14 protein-coding genes are annotated in these 17,725 nt (G+C 62.9%); 7 read left to right on the top strand and 7 right to left on the bottom strand.

Going from position 1 to position 17,725, the window contains the following annotated elements; genetic code table 11:
* Positions 1-60 precede the first annotated feature (60 nt).
* Both ACJ8HN_RS07940 and ACJ8HN_RS07935 read left to right on the top strand, forming a co-directional pair.
* Entirely contained in the window at positions 61-981 is a 921-nt protein-coding gene (locus tag ACJ8HN_RS07940; protein ID WP_033653836.1) for a sugar ABC transporter substrate-binding protein, read from the top strand.
* Between the two features lie 139 nt (positions 982-1,120).
* Positions 1,121-1,885: an SDR family oxidoreductase gene (locus ACJ8HN_RS07935; RefSeq protein ID WP_342124222.1), complete on the top strand. Its 765-nt coding sequence runs from the start codon at positions 1,121-1,123 to the stop codon at positions 1,883-1,885.
* A gap of 29 nt (positions 1,886-1,914) precedes the next feature.
* Here the strand turns inward: ACJ8HN_RS07935 and lhgO are convergent, their stop codons facing one another.
* The 5 genes from lhgO to metQ form a co-directional block, all read right to left on the bottom strand.
* A complete protein-coding gene (gene lhgO / locus ACJ8HN_RS07930) occupies positions 1,915-3,105 on the bottom strand; it encodes an L-2-hydroxyglutarate oxidase (protein WP_060425640.1) in 1,191 nt (396 codons plus the stop codon).
* Positions 3,105-3,824 carry a FadR/GntR family transcriptional regulator gene (locus tag ACJ8HN_RS07925; RefSeq protein ID WP_033638129.1) on the bottom strand — a complete coding sequence of 240 codons (720 nt, stop codon included), beginning with the start codon at positions 3,822-3,824 and terminating at the stop codon, positions 3,105-3,107. Before ACJ8HN_RS07925 ends, lhgO begins: the two co-directional genes overlap by 1 nt.
* Positions 3,821-5,776, bottom strand: coding sequence for a TRAP transporter permease (locus ACJ8HN_RS07920; RefSeq protein WP_442523245.1), 1,956 nt, complete (start codon positions 5,774-5,776; stop codon positions 3,821-3,823). The genes ACJ8HN_RS07925 and ACJ8HN_RS07920 overlap by 4 nt, the downstream gene beginning before the upstream one ends.
* A gap of 13 nt (positions 5,777-5,789) precedes the next feature.
* Entirely contained in the window at positions 5,790-6,824 is a 1,035-nt protein-coding gene (locus ACJ8HN_RS07915) for a TAXI family TRAP transporter solute-binding subunit (RefSeq protein ID WP_033638131.1), read from the bottom strand.
* Positions 6,825-7,009: 185 nt separating this feature from the next.
* Positions 7,010-7,825, bottom strand: coding sequence for a methionine ABC transporter substrate-binding lipoprotein MetQ (gene metQ, locus ACJ8HN_RS07910; RefSeq protein ID WP_442523244.1), 816 nt, complete (start codon positions 7,823-7,825; stop codon positions 7,010-7,012).
* A 236-nt stretch (positions 7,826-8,061) separates the two neighbouring features.
* Here metQ and ACJ8HN_RS07905 point away from each other — a divergent pair, with 236 nt between their 5' ends.
* Complete coding sequence (locus ACJ8HN_RS07905; RefSeq protein WP_033638133.1) at positions 8,062-8,580, top strand: hypothetical protein; 519 nt, start codon at positions 8,062-8,064, stop codon at positions 8,578-8,580.
* Positions 8,581-8,727: 147 nt separating this feature from the next.
* Positions 8,728-9,153 carry a universal stress protein gene (locus tag ACJ8HN_RS07900; protein WP_033638134.1) on the top strand — a complete coding sequence of 142 codons (426 nt, stop codon included), beginning with the start codon at positions 8,728-8,730 and terminating at the stop codon, positions 9,151-9,153.
* Between the two features lie 43 nt (positions 9,154-9,196).
* Here ACJ8HN_RS07900 and ygjK read toward each other — a convergent pair whose 3' ends face one another.
* Positions 9,197-11,572 (bottom strand): alpha-glucosidase, encoded by a 2,376-nt coding sequence (ygjK, locus tag ACJ8HN_RS07895; protein WP_442523243.1) that lies wholly within the window; start codon positions 11,570-11,572, stop codon positions 9,197-9,199.
* Positions 11,573-11,589: 17 nt separating this feature from the next.
* Positions 11,590-12,660, bottom strand: a complete 1,071-nt coding sequence (ygjJ, locus tag ACJ8HN_RS07890; protein ID WP_342170593.1) for a protein YgjJ — start codon at positions 12,658-12,660, stop codon at positions 11,590-11,592.
* Positions 12,661-12,997: 337 nt separating this feature from the next.
* Here ygjJ and ebgR point away from each other — a divergent pair, with 337 nt between their 5' ends.
* The 3 genes from ebgR (at position 12,998) to ACJ8HN_RS07875 (ending at position 17,683) form a co-directional block, all read left to right on the top strand.
* The gene (ebgR, locus tag ACJ8HN_RS07885; RefSeq protein WP_161765123.1) at positions 12,998-13,978 is read left to right on the top strand and encodes a transcriptional regulator EbgR; all 981 of its coding nucleotides are present in this window, start codon (positions 12,998-13,000) and stop codon (positions 13,976-13,978) included.
* Positions 13,979-14,144: 166 nt separating this feature from the next.
* Positions 14,145-17,234 carry a beta-galactosidase subunit alpha gene (gene ebgA / locus ACJ8HN_RS07880; RefSeq protein ID WP_442523242.1) on the top strand — a complete coding sequence of 1,030 codons (3,090 nt, stop codon included), beginning with the start codon at positions 14,145-14,147 and terminating at the stop codon, positions 17,232-17,234.
* A complete protein-coding gene (locus ACJ8HN_RS07875) occupies positions 17,231-17,683 on the top strand; it encodes a beta-galactosidase subunit beta (protein WP_033646409.1) in 453 nt (150 codons plus the stop codon). The genes ebgA and ACJ8HN_RS07875 overlap by 4 nt, the downstream gene beginning before the upstream one ends.
* Positions 17,684-17,725 lie beyond the last annotated feature (42 nt).

Raw genomic sequence — 17,725 nt, 5'->3', positions numbered from 1 at the left:
GTGAATTGCCGCCGGCGTCAGGGGTGGCCGGCGGCGTTTTTTTTACCTGGGGGGCACATCATGAACTACCTGAAAGGGCTGTGGCTGGCGGTGGCGCTGTGCGCGTCTACCCCGGCATGGGCGCAAACCATCGGCGTGTCGATGGCCTATTTCGACCAGAATTTCCTCACCATCATCCGCCAGGCGATCGACAAGGAGGCCAAGGCGCGCGGCATCACCGTGCAGTTCGAGGACGCGCGCGGCGACGTCGGCCGCCAGACCGATCAGGTGCAGAGCTTTATCAGCGCCGGGGTGGACGCGATTATCGTCGATCCGGTCAACTCGGCCAGCACGCCGGTGATGACCAAAATGGTGCAGGCCGCCGGCGTGCCGCTGGTGTACGTGAACCGCACGCCGGGCGATGCCAAACTGCCGCAGGGCGTGGTGTTCGTCGGCTCCGACGAGCGGGAATCCGGCACGCTGCAGATGGAAGAGCTGGCGCGGCTGGCCGGCTATCAGGGCAACGTGGCGGTGATGATCGGCAACCTGACCGACGCCGGCGCGCTGCAGCGCACCAAAGACGTGGAGCAGGTGGTGAGCAAGTACCCGAAAATGAAGGTGGTGCAGAAGCAGAGCGCCAACTATTCACGCAGTGAAGGCATGGATCTGATGATGAACTGGCTGACCAACGGTGAAGCGATCGACATCGTCGCCGCCAACAACGACGAGATGGCGATCGGCGCAATCATGGCGCTGCAGCAGGCGGGCAAGGCGGACAGGAAAGTGCTGATCGGCGGCATCGACGCCACGCCGGACGGCCTCAAGGCGCTGGCCTCCGGCAAGATGCAGGTCACGGTGTTCCAGGACGCGGTCGGCCAGGGCAAAGCCTCGGTCGATGTGGCGCAGCGCATGATCAACGGGGAAAAACTCGAGCCGTATTACTGGATCCCGTTCGAGCTGGTGACGCCGGCCACGATGCAGAAGTATGCGGCCAGGCCGTGAGTTAACCGTCAGATTCGCGTTGCCGGGGCGCTGCTTGCAGCGCCTTTTTTATTGGCGTCAGTTACATGTCCGCTTGCGGCCAGCGCGGCGCCGGATCTTGCTTCACACTGAGGATCTTTAAACCGTGTGAGGATGAGCGATGAACGCATTAAACGGCAAGGTGGCGGTGATCGGCGGCGCCAGTTCGGGGATCGGCAAAGCGGCGGCGCTGCTGTTCGCCCGCCAGGGCGCAGCGCTGGTGTTGGGCGCGCGGCGCGAGCCGCTGTTGGCGGAGCTGGTGGAGGACATTCGGCGCGAGGGCGGCCGGGCGCTTGCGGTGGCGGGCGACGTGCGCGACGAAGCCTTCGCCGAACGGCTGACGGCGACGGCGGTCGACGAATTCGGCGGGCTGGATATCGCCTTCAACAACGCCGGCACCTTGGGGCCGCTGGGGCCATCGCTGGCGTTGAGTGCCTCAGAGTGGCGCGAGGTGCTGGAAACCAACCTGTCCAGCGCCTACTACGGCGCCAAATATCAAATCCCCGCCATGCTGGCGCGCGGCGCGGGCTCGGTGATTTTCACCTCCACCTTCGTCGGCCACACCGCGGCGTTTCCCGGTACGGCGGCCTATGCGGCCGGCAAGTCGGGGCTGATCGGCCTGACGCAGGCGCTGGCGGTGGAATTCGGCGGGCGCGGCATTCGGGTGAACGCGCTGCTGCCGGGCGGCACCGATACGGCAATGGGGCGGCAGATGAGCCATACCCCGGAGGCATTGGCGCAGGTGGCCGATCTGCACGCGCTGAAGCGGCTGGCGATGCCGGAGGAGATCGCGCAGGCGGCGCTGTATCTGGCGTCTGACGCAGCTTCATTCGTCACCGGCACCGCGATGCTGGTGGACGGCGGCGTGTCCATCCAGCGCGGCTGAGGCCACGGGCGCCGTGGCCTCAGTGGGCGTCAGAAAGCGGACAGGTGGCGGCGCACGATCTCGCGGCCGATCTCCAGCGAGGCGGTCGCCGCCGGAGAGGGGGCATTGCACACGTGCAGCGAGCGTTTACCCTGCACGAAGTGGAAGTCGTCCACCAGCTTGCCGTCGGCGGTCAGCGCCTGGGCGCGCACGCCGGCCGGGCCGGGGCGAATATCCTGCTCCTGCAGCGCCGGGATCAGCCGACGGGCGTTCTCGGCAAAGCGGCGGCGCGACAGCGAACGGCGCATTTCCGCCAGCCCTTCGCCGAGGTAGTTGCCGGCGATTTTCCAAAAGCCGCGATAGCCGAGCACCTCGCTCAGATCGCGCAGGCTGAAGTCGCATTTGCGGTAGCCTTCGCGTTTGAAGGCCAGCACCGCATTGGGGCCGACGTCGCGCTTGCCGTTATACATACGGGTAAAATGCACGCCGAGGAAAGGGAAATCCGGGTTGGGCACCGGGTAGATCAGATGGTTGACCAGGTGATTTTTCGCGTCGTCCAGCACATAGTATTCACCGCGGAACGGCACGATCTTCATGCCGGTTTCGTAACCGGCCAGTTTGGCGATGCGATCGCTGAACAGCCCCGCGCAGTTGATCAGCAGTTTTCCCTCGAAGGTGTCGCCGGCGGCGGTGACGGTGACGCCGCCGGCGTGTTCGCGGATGGCCTCAACCTGATGGCCGTAGGCGATCTCGCCGCCGCGCCGCACGATGATCTCCGCCAGCTTGGCGGCCACCTCCGCGTAGTTGACGATACCGGCGTCGGGCACCAGCAGCGCTTCAAGGCCATTGACGTGCGGTTCGCGCTCCCGCAGCTGCGCCTGCGACAGCCGGGTGACCTGCAGGCCGTTTTGCAGGCCGCGCTGATAGATGTTCTCCAGCCGATCCAGTTCGTTTAGCTGGGTGGCGACAATCACCTTGCCGCATTGGTCGTGATACAGGTCGTGTTCGCGGCAGAAGGCGAACATGCTGCGGTTGCCCTGTTTTGCCAACTGCGCTTTCAGGCTGCCGGGCGTGTAGTAGATGCCGGAATGCACCACGTTGCTGTTGTGGCCGCTTTGGTGCGCCGCCGGGCCGCGCTCTTTTTCCAGGATCAGAATGCGCCGCTGCGGATCCGCTTCCTGCAGCGCATTCACCACGCCGAGCCCCACCAGGCCGGCACCGATAACGATCGCGTCGTACATCACGGCTCTTGCTCCTCGTTTTCCAGGCGGCGTAATTTGCCGCGTACGTTGTTCAGATGGCTTTGCATGGCGGCGGTGGCCGCCGCCGCATCGCCGTCGCGAATGGCGATAAATACCCGCTCATGTTCGTCGATCACCCGCTGGCGCTCGGCCTGCCGCCCTAGGTTTTTGCTGAGCGAGTACACCAGCACCCCCAGATACAGCTCGTGCATGTTATCGAGGATCTGCACGAAAAACGGGTTATGCGAAGCCTGCATGATGGCGCGGTGGAACAGGTAGTCCTGCCGATAGCCGATCTGGCCGTCGTTGAGCGTACAGTCACGAAAGGCGAGGTGCGCCTGTTCGATCGCCTGCAACTCCTGTTCGGTGCGGCGCTCGGCGGCCATGCGCGCCGCCTGCTGTTCCATGACTTCGCGCATTTCCAGCAGCGCTTCCACCTCGCGGCGGTCGGCTACCTCCATCACCAGCGGTTCGTATTTGCTCAGCAGCGAATGCTGTTCCACCCGGTGGCCGCCGCCCTGGCGTGAGGAGATGATGCCGCTGACCTCCAGCACGCCGAGCGCCTCGCGCACCGGCACCCGGCTGACGCCGAACGCGTCCGCCAACACGTTTTCCGACGGCAGCTTCTCGCCGACCGGAAAGGTGCCGTCGTTGATGCCGGCTTTCAGCTGCGCCAGCACCTGATGAGAGGCTTTCTGGCGCGTGACCTTGCGGATCATGACGCGCCTCCCGGCAGCGCGGCGCGCTGTTTATAGCGCAGCAGGTGCATGGCGGCGGCGGCGGCGATCAGGGCCGCGCCGCCCAGATCGGTCATCAGGCCCGGTTTGATCAGTAAAATCGCCGCCGCGGTAAACAGCACCCGCTCCAGCCAGTGGGTCTTCATCAGCCAGAAATTGGCGCTGGCGATCGACAGGGCGTAGATCCCCACCAGCGCGCTGATCACCATATGCAGCACCGACAGCGGGTTGAGATCGTCGCCCTGCATCAACAGCGTCGGGTTGTAGACCAGAATGAACGGGATGATAAAGCCCGGCAGCGCCAGGCGCACCGCGTCCCACGAGGTTTGCATCGGATCGGCGCGGGCGATGCTGGCGGCGGTGTAGCTGGCCAGCGCCACCGGCGGCGTGATGTTGGACAACGCGCCGAACCAGAACACGAAGAAATGCGCCGCCAGCGGCAGCACGCCGGCTTTGATCAGGATCGGCGACACGGTGACCGCTACCACGATGTAGAGCGCGGTGGAGGGTAGCCCCATGCTGAGCACGATGCACACCAGCATCACCACCAGCAGGATCATCCACAGGGTGTTGTCGGTCATGGCGACGATGTTGAACGCCAGCGTGGAGCCGATGCCGGTCATGGTCACCACGCAGATGATCACGCCGATGGCGGCGCAGGCGATGGTGACCTGGATCGAGCCGCGTGCCGCGTCGTTCAAGGCCAGCGCGATTTTTTTCGGCGTCATGCGCACCGAACTGTCGGGGGTGAGCCAGCTGGCGACGATAATGGCAATGATGCCGAGGAAGCCGGCATAGATCGGCGTTTTGCCCAGCAGCAGCGTGCCGATGACGATGACGAGCGGCAGCAGCAACAGCCCGCGCGCCTTCAGCACCGCGCGCACCTGAGGGATGTTCTCCTTGTTGATGCCCTTCAGGCCCTGTTTCTTGGCCTCCAGGTCGATAGCCATGATCAGCGCGGCGTAATAGAGCAGCGCCGGCACGATGGCGGCGATGACGATGGTGGTGTACGAGATGCCGAGGAAGCCGGCCATGATAAACGCCGCCGCGCCCATGATGGGGGGCATGATCATGCCGCCGGTGGAGGCGGTGGCTTCCACGGCGCCGGCGAAGCGGGACGACAGCCCGATGCTTTTCATCAGCGGAATGGTGAAGGTGCCGGTGGTGGCGACGTTGGCCACCGCGCTGCCGCTCAATGAGCCGGTCAGTGCCGACGAGATCACCGCCACCTGGGCCGGGCCGCCGCGGCGGCGTCCGGCGGCGGCCAGCGCCAGATCGTTGAACAGCGCGGTTGCGCCGCTGACGCTGAGAAAGGCGCCGAACAGAATAAACACCACGATGGCGGTGGAGGCGGTGGACAGGGTGATGCCGAAAATCCCCTCGCTGGTCATGAACAGCCGATACAGCAGGCGTTCCACCGAGAAGCCACCGTGGCCGAAGATGCCCATGAAGTACTGCCCGAACAGCGCATAGAGGATGGCGAAGCTCGCCAGGCCGGGGATGAAATAGCCGGTGGTGCGCCGCGCGGCTTCGAACAGCACGCCGATACCGATCGCCGCCATCACATAGTCGGTGGCGTTGGGGATGCTCTTGCGCACCACGTGCAGATCGACGTAGTTAACGTAGAAATAGCCGTAGCTGACCAGCGTCAGGATGATGAACAGATAGTCCCAGCGGTTGAAGCTGCGGGTGGCGTGCCGGGCCGAGAAAGGGAACAGGATAAAGCCCAGGATCAGAATGCCGCTCAGGAACGTGGTGTTGCGGTAGAACTCCTGCGTGTTGGACAACGCGTTGGCGTAGATGGCATAGGCGGAAATGGCGATCGCCAGGACGGTTGCCAGCTGCAAATAGATGCCGCTCAGCGGCCGGTTGCCGGCGCCGGCTTCCTTGTCCAGATCGACGGCGGGCTGCGGTGAAGAAGGGTGAGTGCTCATACGTCCTCCTGGGTTAGGGATTGGCGGCCAGCGCGGCGGCTTCCGGCGGGATCAGATAATCGGGTATCTCGACGCCGGCTTCGCGGTAGTAGCGATAGGCGCCGAGGTGCAGCGGCACGGAAACGCCTTTCAGCGCATTTTCCAGCGAGATGTATTTGGCCGAGCTGTGCACCTGGTGCACTTCCGGCAGGTTTTCGAACATCGTTTTGGTCAGGTCGTACACCAGCTTTTCATCGAGCCGGCTGAGGGCCACCAGAATATTGGGCTGCGCGATGGTGGCGACCGCCTTGGGCTGGCGCGGGTAGGTCTCTGCCTTGATGTCGAAGCGGAACCAGGAATTGGCGATGGCGTTGATGCTGGCCAGCTGTTCGTCGGTGACTTCCAGGATGCGTGCCGGCACGCCGCTGGCATACATGTCGGTGACGGCGGCGGCCGGCACCCCGGCGGGCAGGGCGCCGCCGTCCAGGCGCCCGTCGCGCATCGCGGAAACCGTATCGCCGTAGCCGAGGTATTCCGCCGACAGCGACTTTTTGGTCAGGTTAACGCCCTGCAGGATGATCATCGTCGACTGTTCGGTGCCGCTGGCCTGCGGCCCGACGGAAAAGCGCGTGCCGGCGATATCGTTCAGCGTGCCGTCTTTGACCCGGCTTTCCAGCATCACGAAGTGTTCGACGTTGGGCCACAGCATGGAGATGGAGCGCAGATCGCCGTAGGCGCGGCCGTCGAAGTTGCGCACGCCCTGATAGGCTTCGACGGCGATCAGGCTCTGCAAAATCGCCAGCTGCGCCTCGTCTTTTTGCAGCAGGTCGATATTCTCGATCGAACCGGCGGAGGATTGGCCGGTGACCTGTATCCCCTGGCGTTTCAGCCGGTTGCTCCAGACGTTGGCCAACCCGACGCCCATCGGGTAGTAGGTGCCGCCGGTGGAGGCGGTGGCGACGGAGAGGAAGGTTTTATCGGCGTTTTCCGCTTTACCGGCGATGGCCAGCAACGCGGCGCCGACCACGGCACAGGTAACAAGCAACGCTTTGATTTTTCTATTTTTCATCATTTTCCCCAGCGGTTTTTTGAAACAAATAGAAAACATTTACGCAAACTTGTATACAACATGGCAGCTTTATTCACCTAAAGCGCCGTGCTTGATTTGTGATCTGAGTGGGCGAAAATTGAACGGCGCGGTGGAGGGCGGAAATGGAAAACCCGTGGCGGGCGCCACGGGCATGCGGGGGAGGGTTACCAGCCTTTGACGGCGTCGCCCTTGTAGATATCGGCGGCGCTGGCTGCCACTTCATCGGTCTGATAGGCCTTGACCAGATCCTTCACTTTCTCGCTGTCTTTGTTGTCGATGCGGCTGGCGAAGATGTTGACGTACGGCGAGTTTTTGTCTTCGACAAACAGCCCGTCCTTGGCCGGCGACAGGCCGATCTGGCTGGAATAGTTGGTGTTGATGATCGCCAGCGTCACTTTCTGATCGTCCAGCGCGCGCGGCAGCTGCGGCGCTTCAATCTCGACGATCTTCAGCTTTCTCGGGTTGCCGACGATGTCCAGCGCGGTCGGCAGCAGGCCGACGCCGTCTTTCAGGGTGATCAGCCCCTGTTTTTGCAACAGCAGCAGCGAGCGGCCCAGGTTGGTCGGATCGTTCGGCACCGCCACCTGCGCGCCGTCCGGCAGCTGGCTGAGTGCGGTTATCTTCTTCGAATAGCCGGCGATCGGGTAGACGAAGGTGTTGCCCACCGCGGCCAGCTTGTAGCCGCGCTCCTGCATCTGCTTGTCGAGATACGGCTTGTGCTGGAAGGCGTTGACGTCCAGATCGCCGTTATTCAGCGCTTCGTTCGGCAGCACGTAGTCGTTAAAGGTCACCACCTCCACGTCCAGATCGTATTTCTGCTTGGCGACCTTTTGCACCACCGCCCACAGCGACTGATCGATGCCGGCGCTGATGCCGACCTTGATGTGGTGATCGTCCTGTGCGGTCGGGCCACAGGCGGTCAGCAGCAGCGTGCCGGCGGCGGCCAGCGCCAGGGTGAGGTTTTTCAGCGTAAATGTCATTTTCCCAGGGTCCTTGTCAACATTGCCTGCTAATTTGGGCGGGCAGAATAGTGGCAGTGACTGTAGGTGAGCGTCGGGATAAAACAAAATACTGATTCACTATGACTCATAGCGATTAGCTATGAGCGGCCGCCGCCTGGCGCGGTGCGGATTGTTTTGACGGCGAATCGGCGGGCTTATTATGATAGCTGTTGGCCCGCGAGGGCAGACTGGGTACTGAAACGAAGGAAAAAACAATGCGATTGAACACTTGGAGCAAGGCGCTGCTGCCGCTGGTGGTGTTGGCCTGCGTCTCGGCGACTCAGGTTCGGGCGGCGGAGAGCGATACCGGGCCGATCCCCAAACAGCTGCTGGGCAACTGGCGCGTCAGCAAGATCGTGCCGACTCAGACCACCGGCTGCTGGGATCAACAGCAGGCGCAGAGCCTGATCGGCGGTAAAATCAGCTATAAGGCGGATGCATTCAGCTGGAACGGCACGGCGCTGAAAAGCGAAGGCGCCACCGTCAGCACCGTAGAAGCGCAGGAGTTCGTCGAGGACAATTCCGGCAGCAGTTCCTACATCGATTTCCCGATGCTGGGCATCAGCACGCCGTCGGTCGAGCGCGTGGCCATTCAGCACGCGGATACTGTCATCAAAGGCATCACCGATCAGGGCACCGATGGGGTGCCCGGCGATAACGTGCTGGTGAAAGACGCCAACACGCTGATCCTGTCGCTGTGCAACGTCTGGTTTGAGGCGCAGCGCGAAAAGTAATCTCTCCCTTCCGCCCCGGAAACGGGGCTTTCCCGCCGTTATCTCTCCCGCCGCGCGCGCCGTTTCTGAACTAAAATTAACCATAACGATATGACTCTGACGTGATATCGGAGCCTCGGCTCTACCGAGTCCATGACAGGAGGCGCTATGTGTTACCACCATATTGTCATCGCCACCGATCTGAGCGATGACGGCAAACGATTGGTCGAAAAGGGGGCGCTGTTAGCGGAGGCGCTGAAGGCCAAACTCTCGCTGATCTATGTGGACGTTCACTACGACACCTACCACGCGGCGATCGGCTTTTCGGAGCACAGCTATGAGGGCGCGTCGTTCGAAGAGAAGATCCGCAAAGAGCTGGAACCCACCACGCAAAACGTCAATTATCCGATCGCGGAAGTGATTATCGGGCGCGGCGGCTTTGTTGACGAACTGCGCACGGCAGTGGTGGACAAGAATATCGATCTGCTGGTGTTCGGCCACCACCACGATTTGTGGAGCAACCTGTTTTCTTCCACCCGCAACGCCATCAACCAGCTGAATATCGACGTGCTGGTGATCCCGATCCGCTCATAAACGCGGGCCACCGCCGGGCAACGATGGCGGTGGCCGCTGCGGCTTATTGCGTGAAGAAGTCGTTATACAGCATGTACAGGTGCGCCGCGCTCCAGGAGAAGTTCGGCGCGCCTTGTTGCTTGCCGGTGAGCGGGTTGTAGTTCTCGCGGATCGGCCCGTCGGCGACCAGGCCGTCGGCGTGGCGGAAGAAAGCCTGCGCCATCGCCACCGCATCGTCGCGATAGCCGTAGCGTTCCATGCCCTTGAGGCCGAAATACAACTGATCGACCCACACGCGGCCGCGCCAGTAGATGTCCGCGCCGAACGCCGGATTGGTCAGCGCCGCGGTGCCGAGCGGCACGTAGGTATTGAACTCGCGCGGATCCTTCATCACCCTGACCACCGCATCGGCGTGCGGCTGGCTGGCGGCGCCGTTGAACAGCGGCGACCAGCCTTCCGGCCCTTTTCCGCGTTCGACGATCGGTTTGCCGGCGCAGCCGTTGGCCAATGGCCGCTTTTCGATGCGGATGTCATAGAAGAAACCGCTGTGCTTGTCGAACATGCAGGTGTTGATGTAGGCCGCCAGCCGGTCGGCTTTGGCGCGGAAGGCGGCGGCCTCGGCGCCGTGGCCCAGAATATCGGCCATCTCCGCCAGATAGCGGTTGTCGCTGTACATGTAGCTGGCCTGATCCACCGATTCCTGCAGCAGCGAGTAGCCGAGCAGCGTGCCGTCCGGCGCGCGGTTTTCGGCGAATTTTACCTGCCAGTCTTCGCGTTTGCCGCCCTGCGCCAGGTAGCGCGCCAATTGATCCGGATCGATAAAGCCGAATACCGCCGCGTCGTCGCGGCCCGACTCCCAGGAGGCGGCGGTCTGCGCCGGGATCTCGATGCTGTCGTACTGCCCCTCGCGCACGATGCGATCGTAATTGTCGAGGCCGGCCAGCGTTTGCTCGCGCTGCCCGCGCTTGACGGTGAACAACATGCGTCCGTCGGGGGTATTGTGCGCTTTGTCGCGGGTGGCGCCGTACTCCGGCACGCCGTTGCCGTTGTGGTCACGGTTGCGCAGCCACCAGTCATGGTAGGCCACCAGCTTCGGGTACATCTCCGCCAGCCAGCCCTTATCGCCGGTGACGCGATACACCTCCATCACCGCCCAGGCCGCCAGGCTCGGCTTGGTGTTGCGCTCGTTCCAGTTACCGCCGTCGCCGCCGCGCTCCGGGCTGGGGTTGTAGGCGATAAGGTCGGGCAGGAAACCGGCGTCCCACGGGCGCAGGGCATCGCCCGGCCGGATCTGGAAGGCGAACACTGCGCGGATGTTGTCCTTGGCCACGTCCGGGTTGAAGTGCGCCATGGCGTAGGCCTGTTTCCAGGTGTCCCACGGCCAGGTCTGGTTGCCGGAGAACCAGCGTCCGGTCACCGAGGGGGTGACCGAGTCGAACTTCATCGCCCCGGCGGCACCGCGCCAGTTGCCGTTGAGCGTTTCCATCGCTTTGACCGCCACGCGGGTTTGTTCCGCCGTGGCGTGCGGGTTGCTGAGCCCTGTGGCGAGATAGCGTTCCCAACGCTGGGCCGACGCGGCCATATAGCGCTGCGGGTGAGCGAGGATGTCGGCGATGGCGCGTTGTTCGCGCCGCGCTTCTTCGGCGGTAAGCAGGTGCGAGTAGGTGGTGTACAGGGTGGTGGAGCCGGCGATGCGCGCCGTGGCGCGGAAGCGATGGCCGTCGACCGTGGTGCGCTGCGGCAGCGATTTGTGGATCTGATACTCGGACTGGCCGGAAGTCATCAGCTGCGACGGCGCGCGCACTTTGCCGAAGTTGACGCGCAGGCCGTCAGCCGTCGGCACAATGCGGCGCGTGTAGTCAGGAAATGCCTGCGCGAGGGTCGCCGGCGGCTGCGGTTTTTGCTCTTTGGCCGCGTAGCGCTCCAGCAATTCACCGTCCCACACCAGCTCCAGCGGCGTGTCGGTCAGGATTTGGGTTTCCAGCAGCGAAGTGCGCGCGCCAGCGAAGCGCAGCGTCAGGTTGACGGTCACGCCCGGCGCGCTGAGCCGCTGCACCAGCGCGCCGGGCAGGCTGTAGGCCGTCATGGTGAAATGCACCGGTTTACCGTCTCGATAGACGCTGAGCCGATCGAAATTGTTGGCCATAAAGTTGATGTACTCTTCGGTCAGCAGCGCCGGGCCGGGGAAACCGCCCATGCCTTCCGGCCCGCTCGGCAACAGGTGGCCGTGCCAGGCGCCGAGATCGAAGAACGGATTGAAGCGCTGGTGATCGTCGAAATCGTAATCGAGCATAAAGTGCGGCGCGCCGCGGCGGTCGATGACGTTTTTATAGCGCTCGGCCAACGGGGCGTCGGCGTCGGGCGTTTTCGGCGCGCAGCCCGTCAGCGTCAGCGCGAGGGTGAGGGCAGTGGCCAGCGGGGTCAGGGGAGTCATGTTCATCGTAGGAGCCTCAACGGTTACCAATAGAAATATTGCATCAGGAACACCGAGTTGCTGGCGCCGGTGCTGTCGTTGCGCATGAAGAATTTGCTGTCCAGCGCGGTGGCCAGCTTGCCGCCGGCGTATTCATACCAGACGCCGAACTGGGCGTATGAGGTGGCGGTATCCGCCGCATTATCAAACCGGTGGCGGGCGTAGCTGTAGGCGGTGGAGAGATACAGCCCTTTGGCAGTTTCCGTCATCGCGCTGAGCATCAGACCCGATTCGCTGCCGGGATGGCCGCCGCTGTCGCCTTTGCCGGTGTGGTGCCAGACGCGGCCGGCCAGGTGTTGGCCGCGCAGCCCCAGCAAAAATAGCTGCCCCAGGCCGTCGGTCACTTCCAGGCCGTTCAGCAGCGTCAGATTGTCCTGCAGGTCGTACTGGGTGTAGCCGTTGATCATCGCCCGATAGGTGTACTTGTCGGAATAGCGATCGTATTTGCCGAAGTGCAGCAGCGCCTTGCTCTCGTCGATGCGGCTTTCCGGCGCCGCCGTCACGCTGTAGCGAAAGCGCCCGGTCAGGTTTTGCAGCTTGGCAGCGTAGCTGAGATCGCGGGTGTTGGGGATCACGTAGCCGTATTCCGGCGTGAAGTCGCCCCACCATTGCAGGTCGTCGAGCGACGAGTCGTTGCGCACGCTGAGCATCATCTCGGTGCCGTCGTCGGTGCGGTAACCGCCGTAAAAGCGGTTCAACCCGCCCTCGAAGCCGCCCCAGCCGTGGCCCGGCGTCCAGGCGTGGCCCTGGCTGTCCGCCTGCACGGTCCAGCCTTCGCCGTAAATCAGGCCGAACCAGTGGCCCCGTTTGATCTCCAGGCCACCTTCGATATAGGTGCCGTCGCTGTATTGATGCTGATGTTCGCCGTTCAAATAGACGCTGCCGCCGATGCCTAGCTCGCCGTAAAAACGCAGGGCGGTCGCGGCGCTATCGGGTAGCGGCGGCGGTGGGAGCTGATTGCGCTCCGCCGGGGTCACCGGTTCCTGCGCCGCCCAGGCGGGCGCGTTAACGAGCAGCAGCAAGGGCAACAGGGCGTGATGGCTTAGTGGTTTCATGGGGCATAGGCCTGATGTTGGATGGATCGGAACGTCAGCCGAGCGGCGGCTCACGCGAGGTCGCTCCCGGCTCCCTGGGAGAAGAGAAAAAGTCCGCCTTCACGGGGCGGTAAACGGCAGGTATATTAGTAAAATTTTTAGTAAAAAATATGCTTTAATCAGTAAATCGTTAACTTGATCACAGCGGGTGAAATGGGTATCTTTCGCTGCAGGCGCCCGGCAACGGCTGGCATGAGCGTGTTCTGGCCCGGTCTGGGAAGGAGAGGTCGCGAGTGGCGCTGTACGCCACATCGCTATCCGATTAAGCTACCGTTTTTCGTCTGTGCATTGGGACTCTATGGCCACACTGAAGGAAATTGCTGAAGCCGCTAATGTGTCCGTCGCCACCGTTTCGCGCGTGTTGAATGACGACCCCACCCTGAGCGTGAAGGCGCAAACCCGCCAGAAGATCCTGGAAGCGGCGGAACGCCTCGAATACAAGATCGCGCCTTCCAAACGGCAAAGCGGGCAACGCCTGCATTTCGCCGCGCTGTTCACCTATACGCAGGGCGTGGAGATCAACGATCCCTATTACCTGGCGATGCGCTACGGCATCGAGACGCAGTGCGAAAAGCTGGGCGTGGCGCTGAGCGCCGGTTACGACTTCAACGGCGACAAGGCGCTGCCGGCGGCCGACGGCCTGCTGGTGATCGGCCGGCCACAGCCCGCGCTGTATGAGCAGCTCGGGCAGCAGGAAACGCCGGTGGTGTTCATCGACGGCGTGGTGGAGGATGAGCGGTTCGACTGCGTCAATGTCGACCTGTACAAGATCAGCCGCAAGGTGATCGACTACTTCATCGGCCGCGGCTATCAGCGCATCGGCTTTATCGGCGGGCGCGACCATCCGGCCGGCATCGACCAGCGCGAGCAGGCGTTCGTCGAGTATGGCCGGCAGCAAAATGTGGTGCGAGCGCAGGACATTTACCACGGCGATTTCAGCAGCCAGTCGGGCTACCAGTGCGCGAAAGCGATGTTGCAGAGCCAGAATGGCTATCCGCCGGCGCTGCTGGTGGCGACCGATTCGATCGCGATCGGCGTGCTGCGCGCGCTGCATGAACACGGCATTCAGGTGCCGGGGCAGATCGCGCTGATCAGCGTCAACGATATTCCCACCGCCCGCTTTATTTTCCCCGCCTTGTCCACGGTGCGCATCCCTTCGGAAACCATGGGCGCACAGGCCGTCAACCTGCTGACGGAGCGGCTGCGCGATGAGCGCGCCGTCCCGCTGTCGATCTTCGTTCCCAGCTCGCTGCAGCTGCGCGACACCACCGTCGCCTGACCGGCCCCCGCCTCGGCGGGGGCGTTGGCGCTCAAAATTAACGTCATGATAAAAAAAGGCCTTTGAGATTTATTGTGATCCTGTCGTCATTTGGTAAATATCAACTGTAATTTTTACTAAATATTTACTATCGTTTCCGCATTGCACAGGTGTCGGGAGACGTGACGTGAATAATTGGGAAAACATTGAAAAACAGTCGGAGCACCGGTTGGCGCCGCGCGCGAGCTTCTTCAGCTACGCGGACGCCGGGCAGGCGCTGAGCTTCGATCGCAACGCCAGCCGGCGTTTCCAACTGCTGAGCGGCCGCTGGCGCTTTCGCTTCTTCGAGCACCCGGCGCAGGTGCCGGCGGCGTTTTACCGAGAGCCGATGAACGACTGGGGCGATATGGCGGTGCCGGGCATGTGGCAGTTGGAAGGGCACGGCCACCTGCAGTACACCGATGAGGGCTTCCCGTTCCCGATCGACGTGCCTTACGTGCCGACCAATAACCCCACCGGCGCCTATCAACGCCACTTTACGCTCGACGCCGGCTGGCAGGATCAGCAAGTGCTGATCAAATTCGACGGCGTGGAAACCTACTTCGAGGTGTACGTCAACGGCGACTATGTCGGCTTCAGCAAGGGCAGCCGGCTGTGCGCCGAGTTCGACATCAGCCCCTATGTGCGGCAGGGCGAGAATCTGCTGTCGGTGCGGGTGATGCAGTGGGCCGACTCCACCTACATCGAAGATCAGGACATGTGGTGGATGGCCGGCATTTTCCGCGACGTCTATCTGATCGGCCAGAGCGCTACCCACCTTCACGATCTGACGCTGGTCACCACCTTCGATGAGCGCTATTGCGACGCGCAGTTGGCGATCGATGCCGAGCTGCGCCATCTCGGTGTGCAGGCCGCCGAGGGCTGCCGCCTGCAGGCGCAGCTGTTCGACGGCGATCGCTGCGTGGCGGAGCAGTGGCACGACGATCTGCGCATCGAGCGGGCGCTAAGCTGCCGTTTCGAATTGCCGGTCAGCTGCCCGCAGCAGTGGAATGCGGAAAATCCCTATCTGTATCAGCTGTTGCTCAGCCTGTATGACGGCGCCGGCAACCTGCTGGGCGTGGTGCCGCAGCGGGTGGGGTTCCGCGAGATTGCGGTGCGCGACGGGCTGATGTACGTCAACGGCCGCTACCTCAAGCTGCACGGCGTCAACCGGCACGATCACGATCACCGCAAAGGGCGCGCCGTCGATATGGCGCGGGTGGAGCGCGATATCGTGCTGATGAAGCAGCACAACATCAACTCGGTGCGCACCGCCCATTACCCCAACGATCCGCGCTTTTACGAGCTGTGCGATCTCTATGGCCTGTTTGTGATGGCGGAAACCGATTTGGAGAGCCACGGCTTCGCCAACGTCGGCGATCTGAGCCGCATCACCGACGATCCGCGCTGGGAGCAGGCCTACGTCGAGCGCATCGAACGCCACGTGGCGGCGCAGAAAAATCACCCGTCGATCATTATCTGGTCGCTGGGCAACGAGTCCGGCTACGGCTGCAACATTCGCGCCATGGCCCGGCGCTGCAAGGCGCTCGATCCGACCCGTCTGATCCACTATGAAGAAGATCGCGACGCCGAAGTGACCGACGTGATCAGCACCATGTATTCCCGCCTGGCGATGATGAACGCCTTCGGCGAATACCCGCACCCCAAACCGCGCATCCTGTGCGAATACGCCCACGCGATGGGCAACGGCCCCGGCGGGCTGTTCGAATACCAGTCGGTGTTTAACAGCCACGCCAGTTTGCAGGGGCACTACATCTGGGAGTGGTGCGATCACGGTCTGCTGAGCCACGACGAACAGGGGCGCGAGCGCTACCAGTACGGCGGCGATTACGGCGACTACCCGAACAACTACAACTTCTGCATGGACGGCCTGATCTACCCGGACCAGCGCCCCGGCCCCGGCCTGCGTGAATACCAGCAGGTGCTGTGCCCGGTGGAGGTGACGGCGGAGGAAGGCGCAGGCGACGTGCTGCGGGTGAAAAACCGCTATTGGTTCAGCTCGCTGGCGGACATCACGCTGAAGGTCAGCGTCAAGACCGACGGCCGCCAGGTGGCGAGTTACGAATTCAAGCTGCCGCACCTGCAGCCGGGCGAGAGCGAAGACATGCACCTGCCGGTGTTGGCGCTGGGGCAGGGGGAAACGCTGATCGACGTGGCGGTGCATAAGGACAGCGCCACCCGCTACAGCGAGAGCGGCCAGCGGCTGGGACATTATCAGCATCTGCGCCGGGCGGCGACGCGGCGACCGGCTCCACCACCGGCCGATGCGCCGGTGCTGCAATGCCGCGAGGAAAATCATCGGCTGATCGTCAGCGGCGGCCGGTTCCAGCTGGCGTTCTCGCTGCTGAGCGGCGAACTGCTGTCGTGGCGGGTAGACGATGAAGAAGTGGTGGGGCGCGCGCCGCGCATCACCTTCTTCAAACCGGTGATCGATAACCATAAACAGGAATATGAGGGGATTTGGCTGCCGCATCACTTCCCCATCATGCAGCAGCACTTCCGCCGCCTCACTCGGCAATGGCAGGGCGAGGATCTGCTGATCGAGGTACATAGCCTGATCGCGCCGCCGGTGTTCGACTTTGGCATGCGCTGCACCTACCGCTGGCGCATCTCCCCGCAGGGCTACGTCAGCCTGGATCTGGCCGGTGAGCCTTACGGCGATTTCCGCCAGATTATCCCGAAAATCGGCCTCGATTTCGGCATCAGCCGCCGCTTCGAGCAGGTTGAATACTACGGCCGCGGGCCGGGCGAGAACTACCGTGACAGCTGCCGGGCCAACCTGATCGGCCACTACCGGCAGCGCGCCGACGCGCTGTTCGAACACTATCCGTTCCCGCAGGACAACGGCAATCGGCAGGACGTGCGCTGGCTGAGTTTGCAGGACGCGGCGGGCAAGGGGATCTTCATCCAGCCGCGGCGGCCGATCAACTTCAGCCTGTGGCCCTACAGCGCCGAGATGCTGCACCAGGCCCAGCACATCAACGAGCTGGAGCCTAGCGACTGCCTGACGCTGAACCTGGACGACCAGATCCTCGGCCTCGGCTCCAACTCCTGGGGCTCCGAAGTGCTGGATACCCACCGGGTCTATCTGGCGCCGTTCAGCTACGGCTTCACGCTGGTGCCGTTCGACGGGCGGCAAACGCAGGGCGCCGCGCTCGCCGGTTATGACTTCGCGCCCGCTCACCACCACCCGCAGTCTGCGGAGGAAAACGCATGATCATTCTCGAATCCCTGGCGGAGTTCCAGCGCATCTATCACAGCGGCAAGAAGTGGCTGCGCTGCATGGAGGCGATCGCCAATGTCGATCGCATCAGCCCGAACGTGTGCCATTCGATCGGCGACTCGCTGACGTATCGGCTGAGCGTCGGCGCCGGCCGCCAGCACGGTTGGCTGGAGGGCAACCGCCGCTACTTCGACGTGCACTATTACCTCGAGGGGGAAGAGACCGTCGAGGTGGCCGACAAGCGGGCGCTGACGACGGTGGCGCCCTATCAGGACGAAACCGACCGCGAGTTTTTCAGCGGCGAAGGCGAGAGGCGCCGGGTCGGCAAAGGCAACGTGGCGATCTTCGAAAATCACCAGGCTCACCGCTTCACAGAAAGCGGCAAGGTAAAAAAAGTCATTTTAAAAGTGACGGTGGAAGACAGCTATTTCGTTAACAAATAGCGAGCTCGCCGATCGATAACAACAAACCGAAGTCCCCTACAC

Source organism: Serratia sp. CY29653 (genome assembly GCF_052169255.1).
In the GTDB taxonomy this organism is placed as follows: domain Bacteria; phylum Pseudomonadota; class Gammaproteobacteria; order Enterobacterales; family Enterobacteriaceae; genus Serratia; species Serratia sarumanii.
The sequence above is the reverse complement of the archived record's forward strand: the minus strand, read 5'-3'. Positions and strand labels throughout refer to the sequence as shown.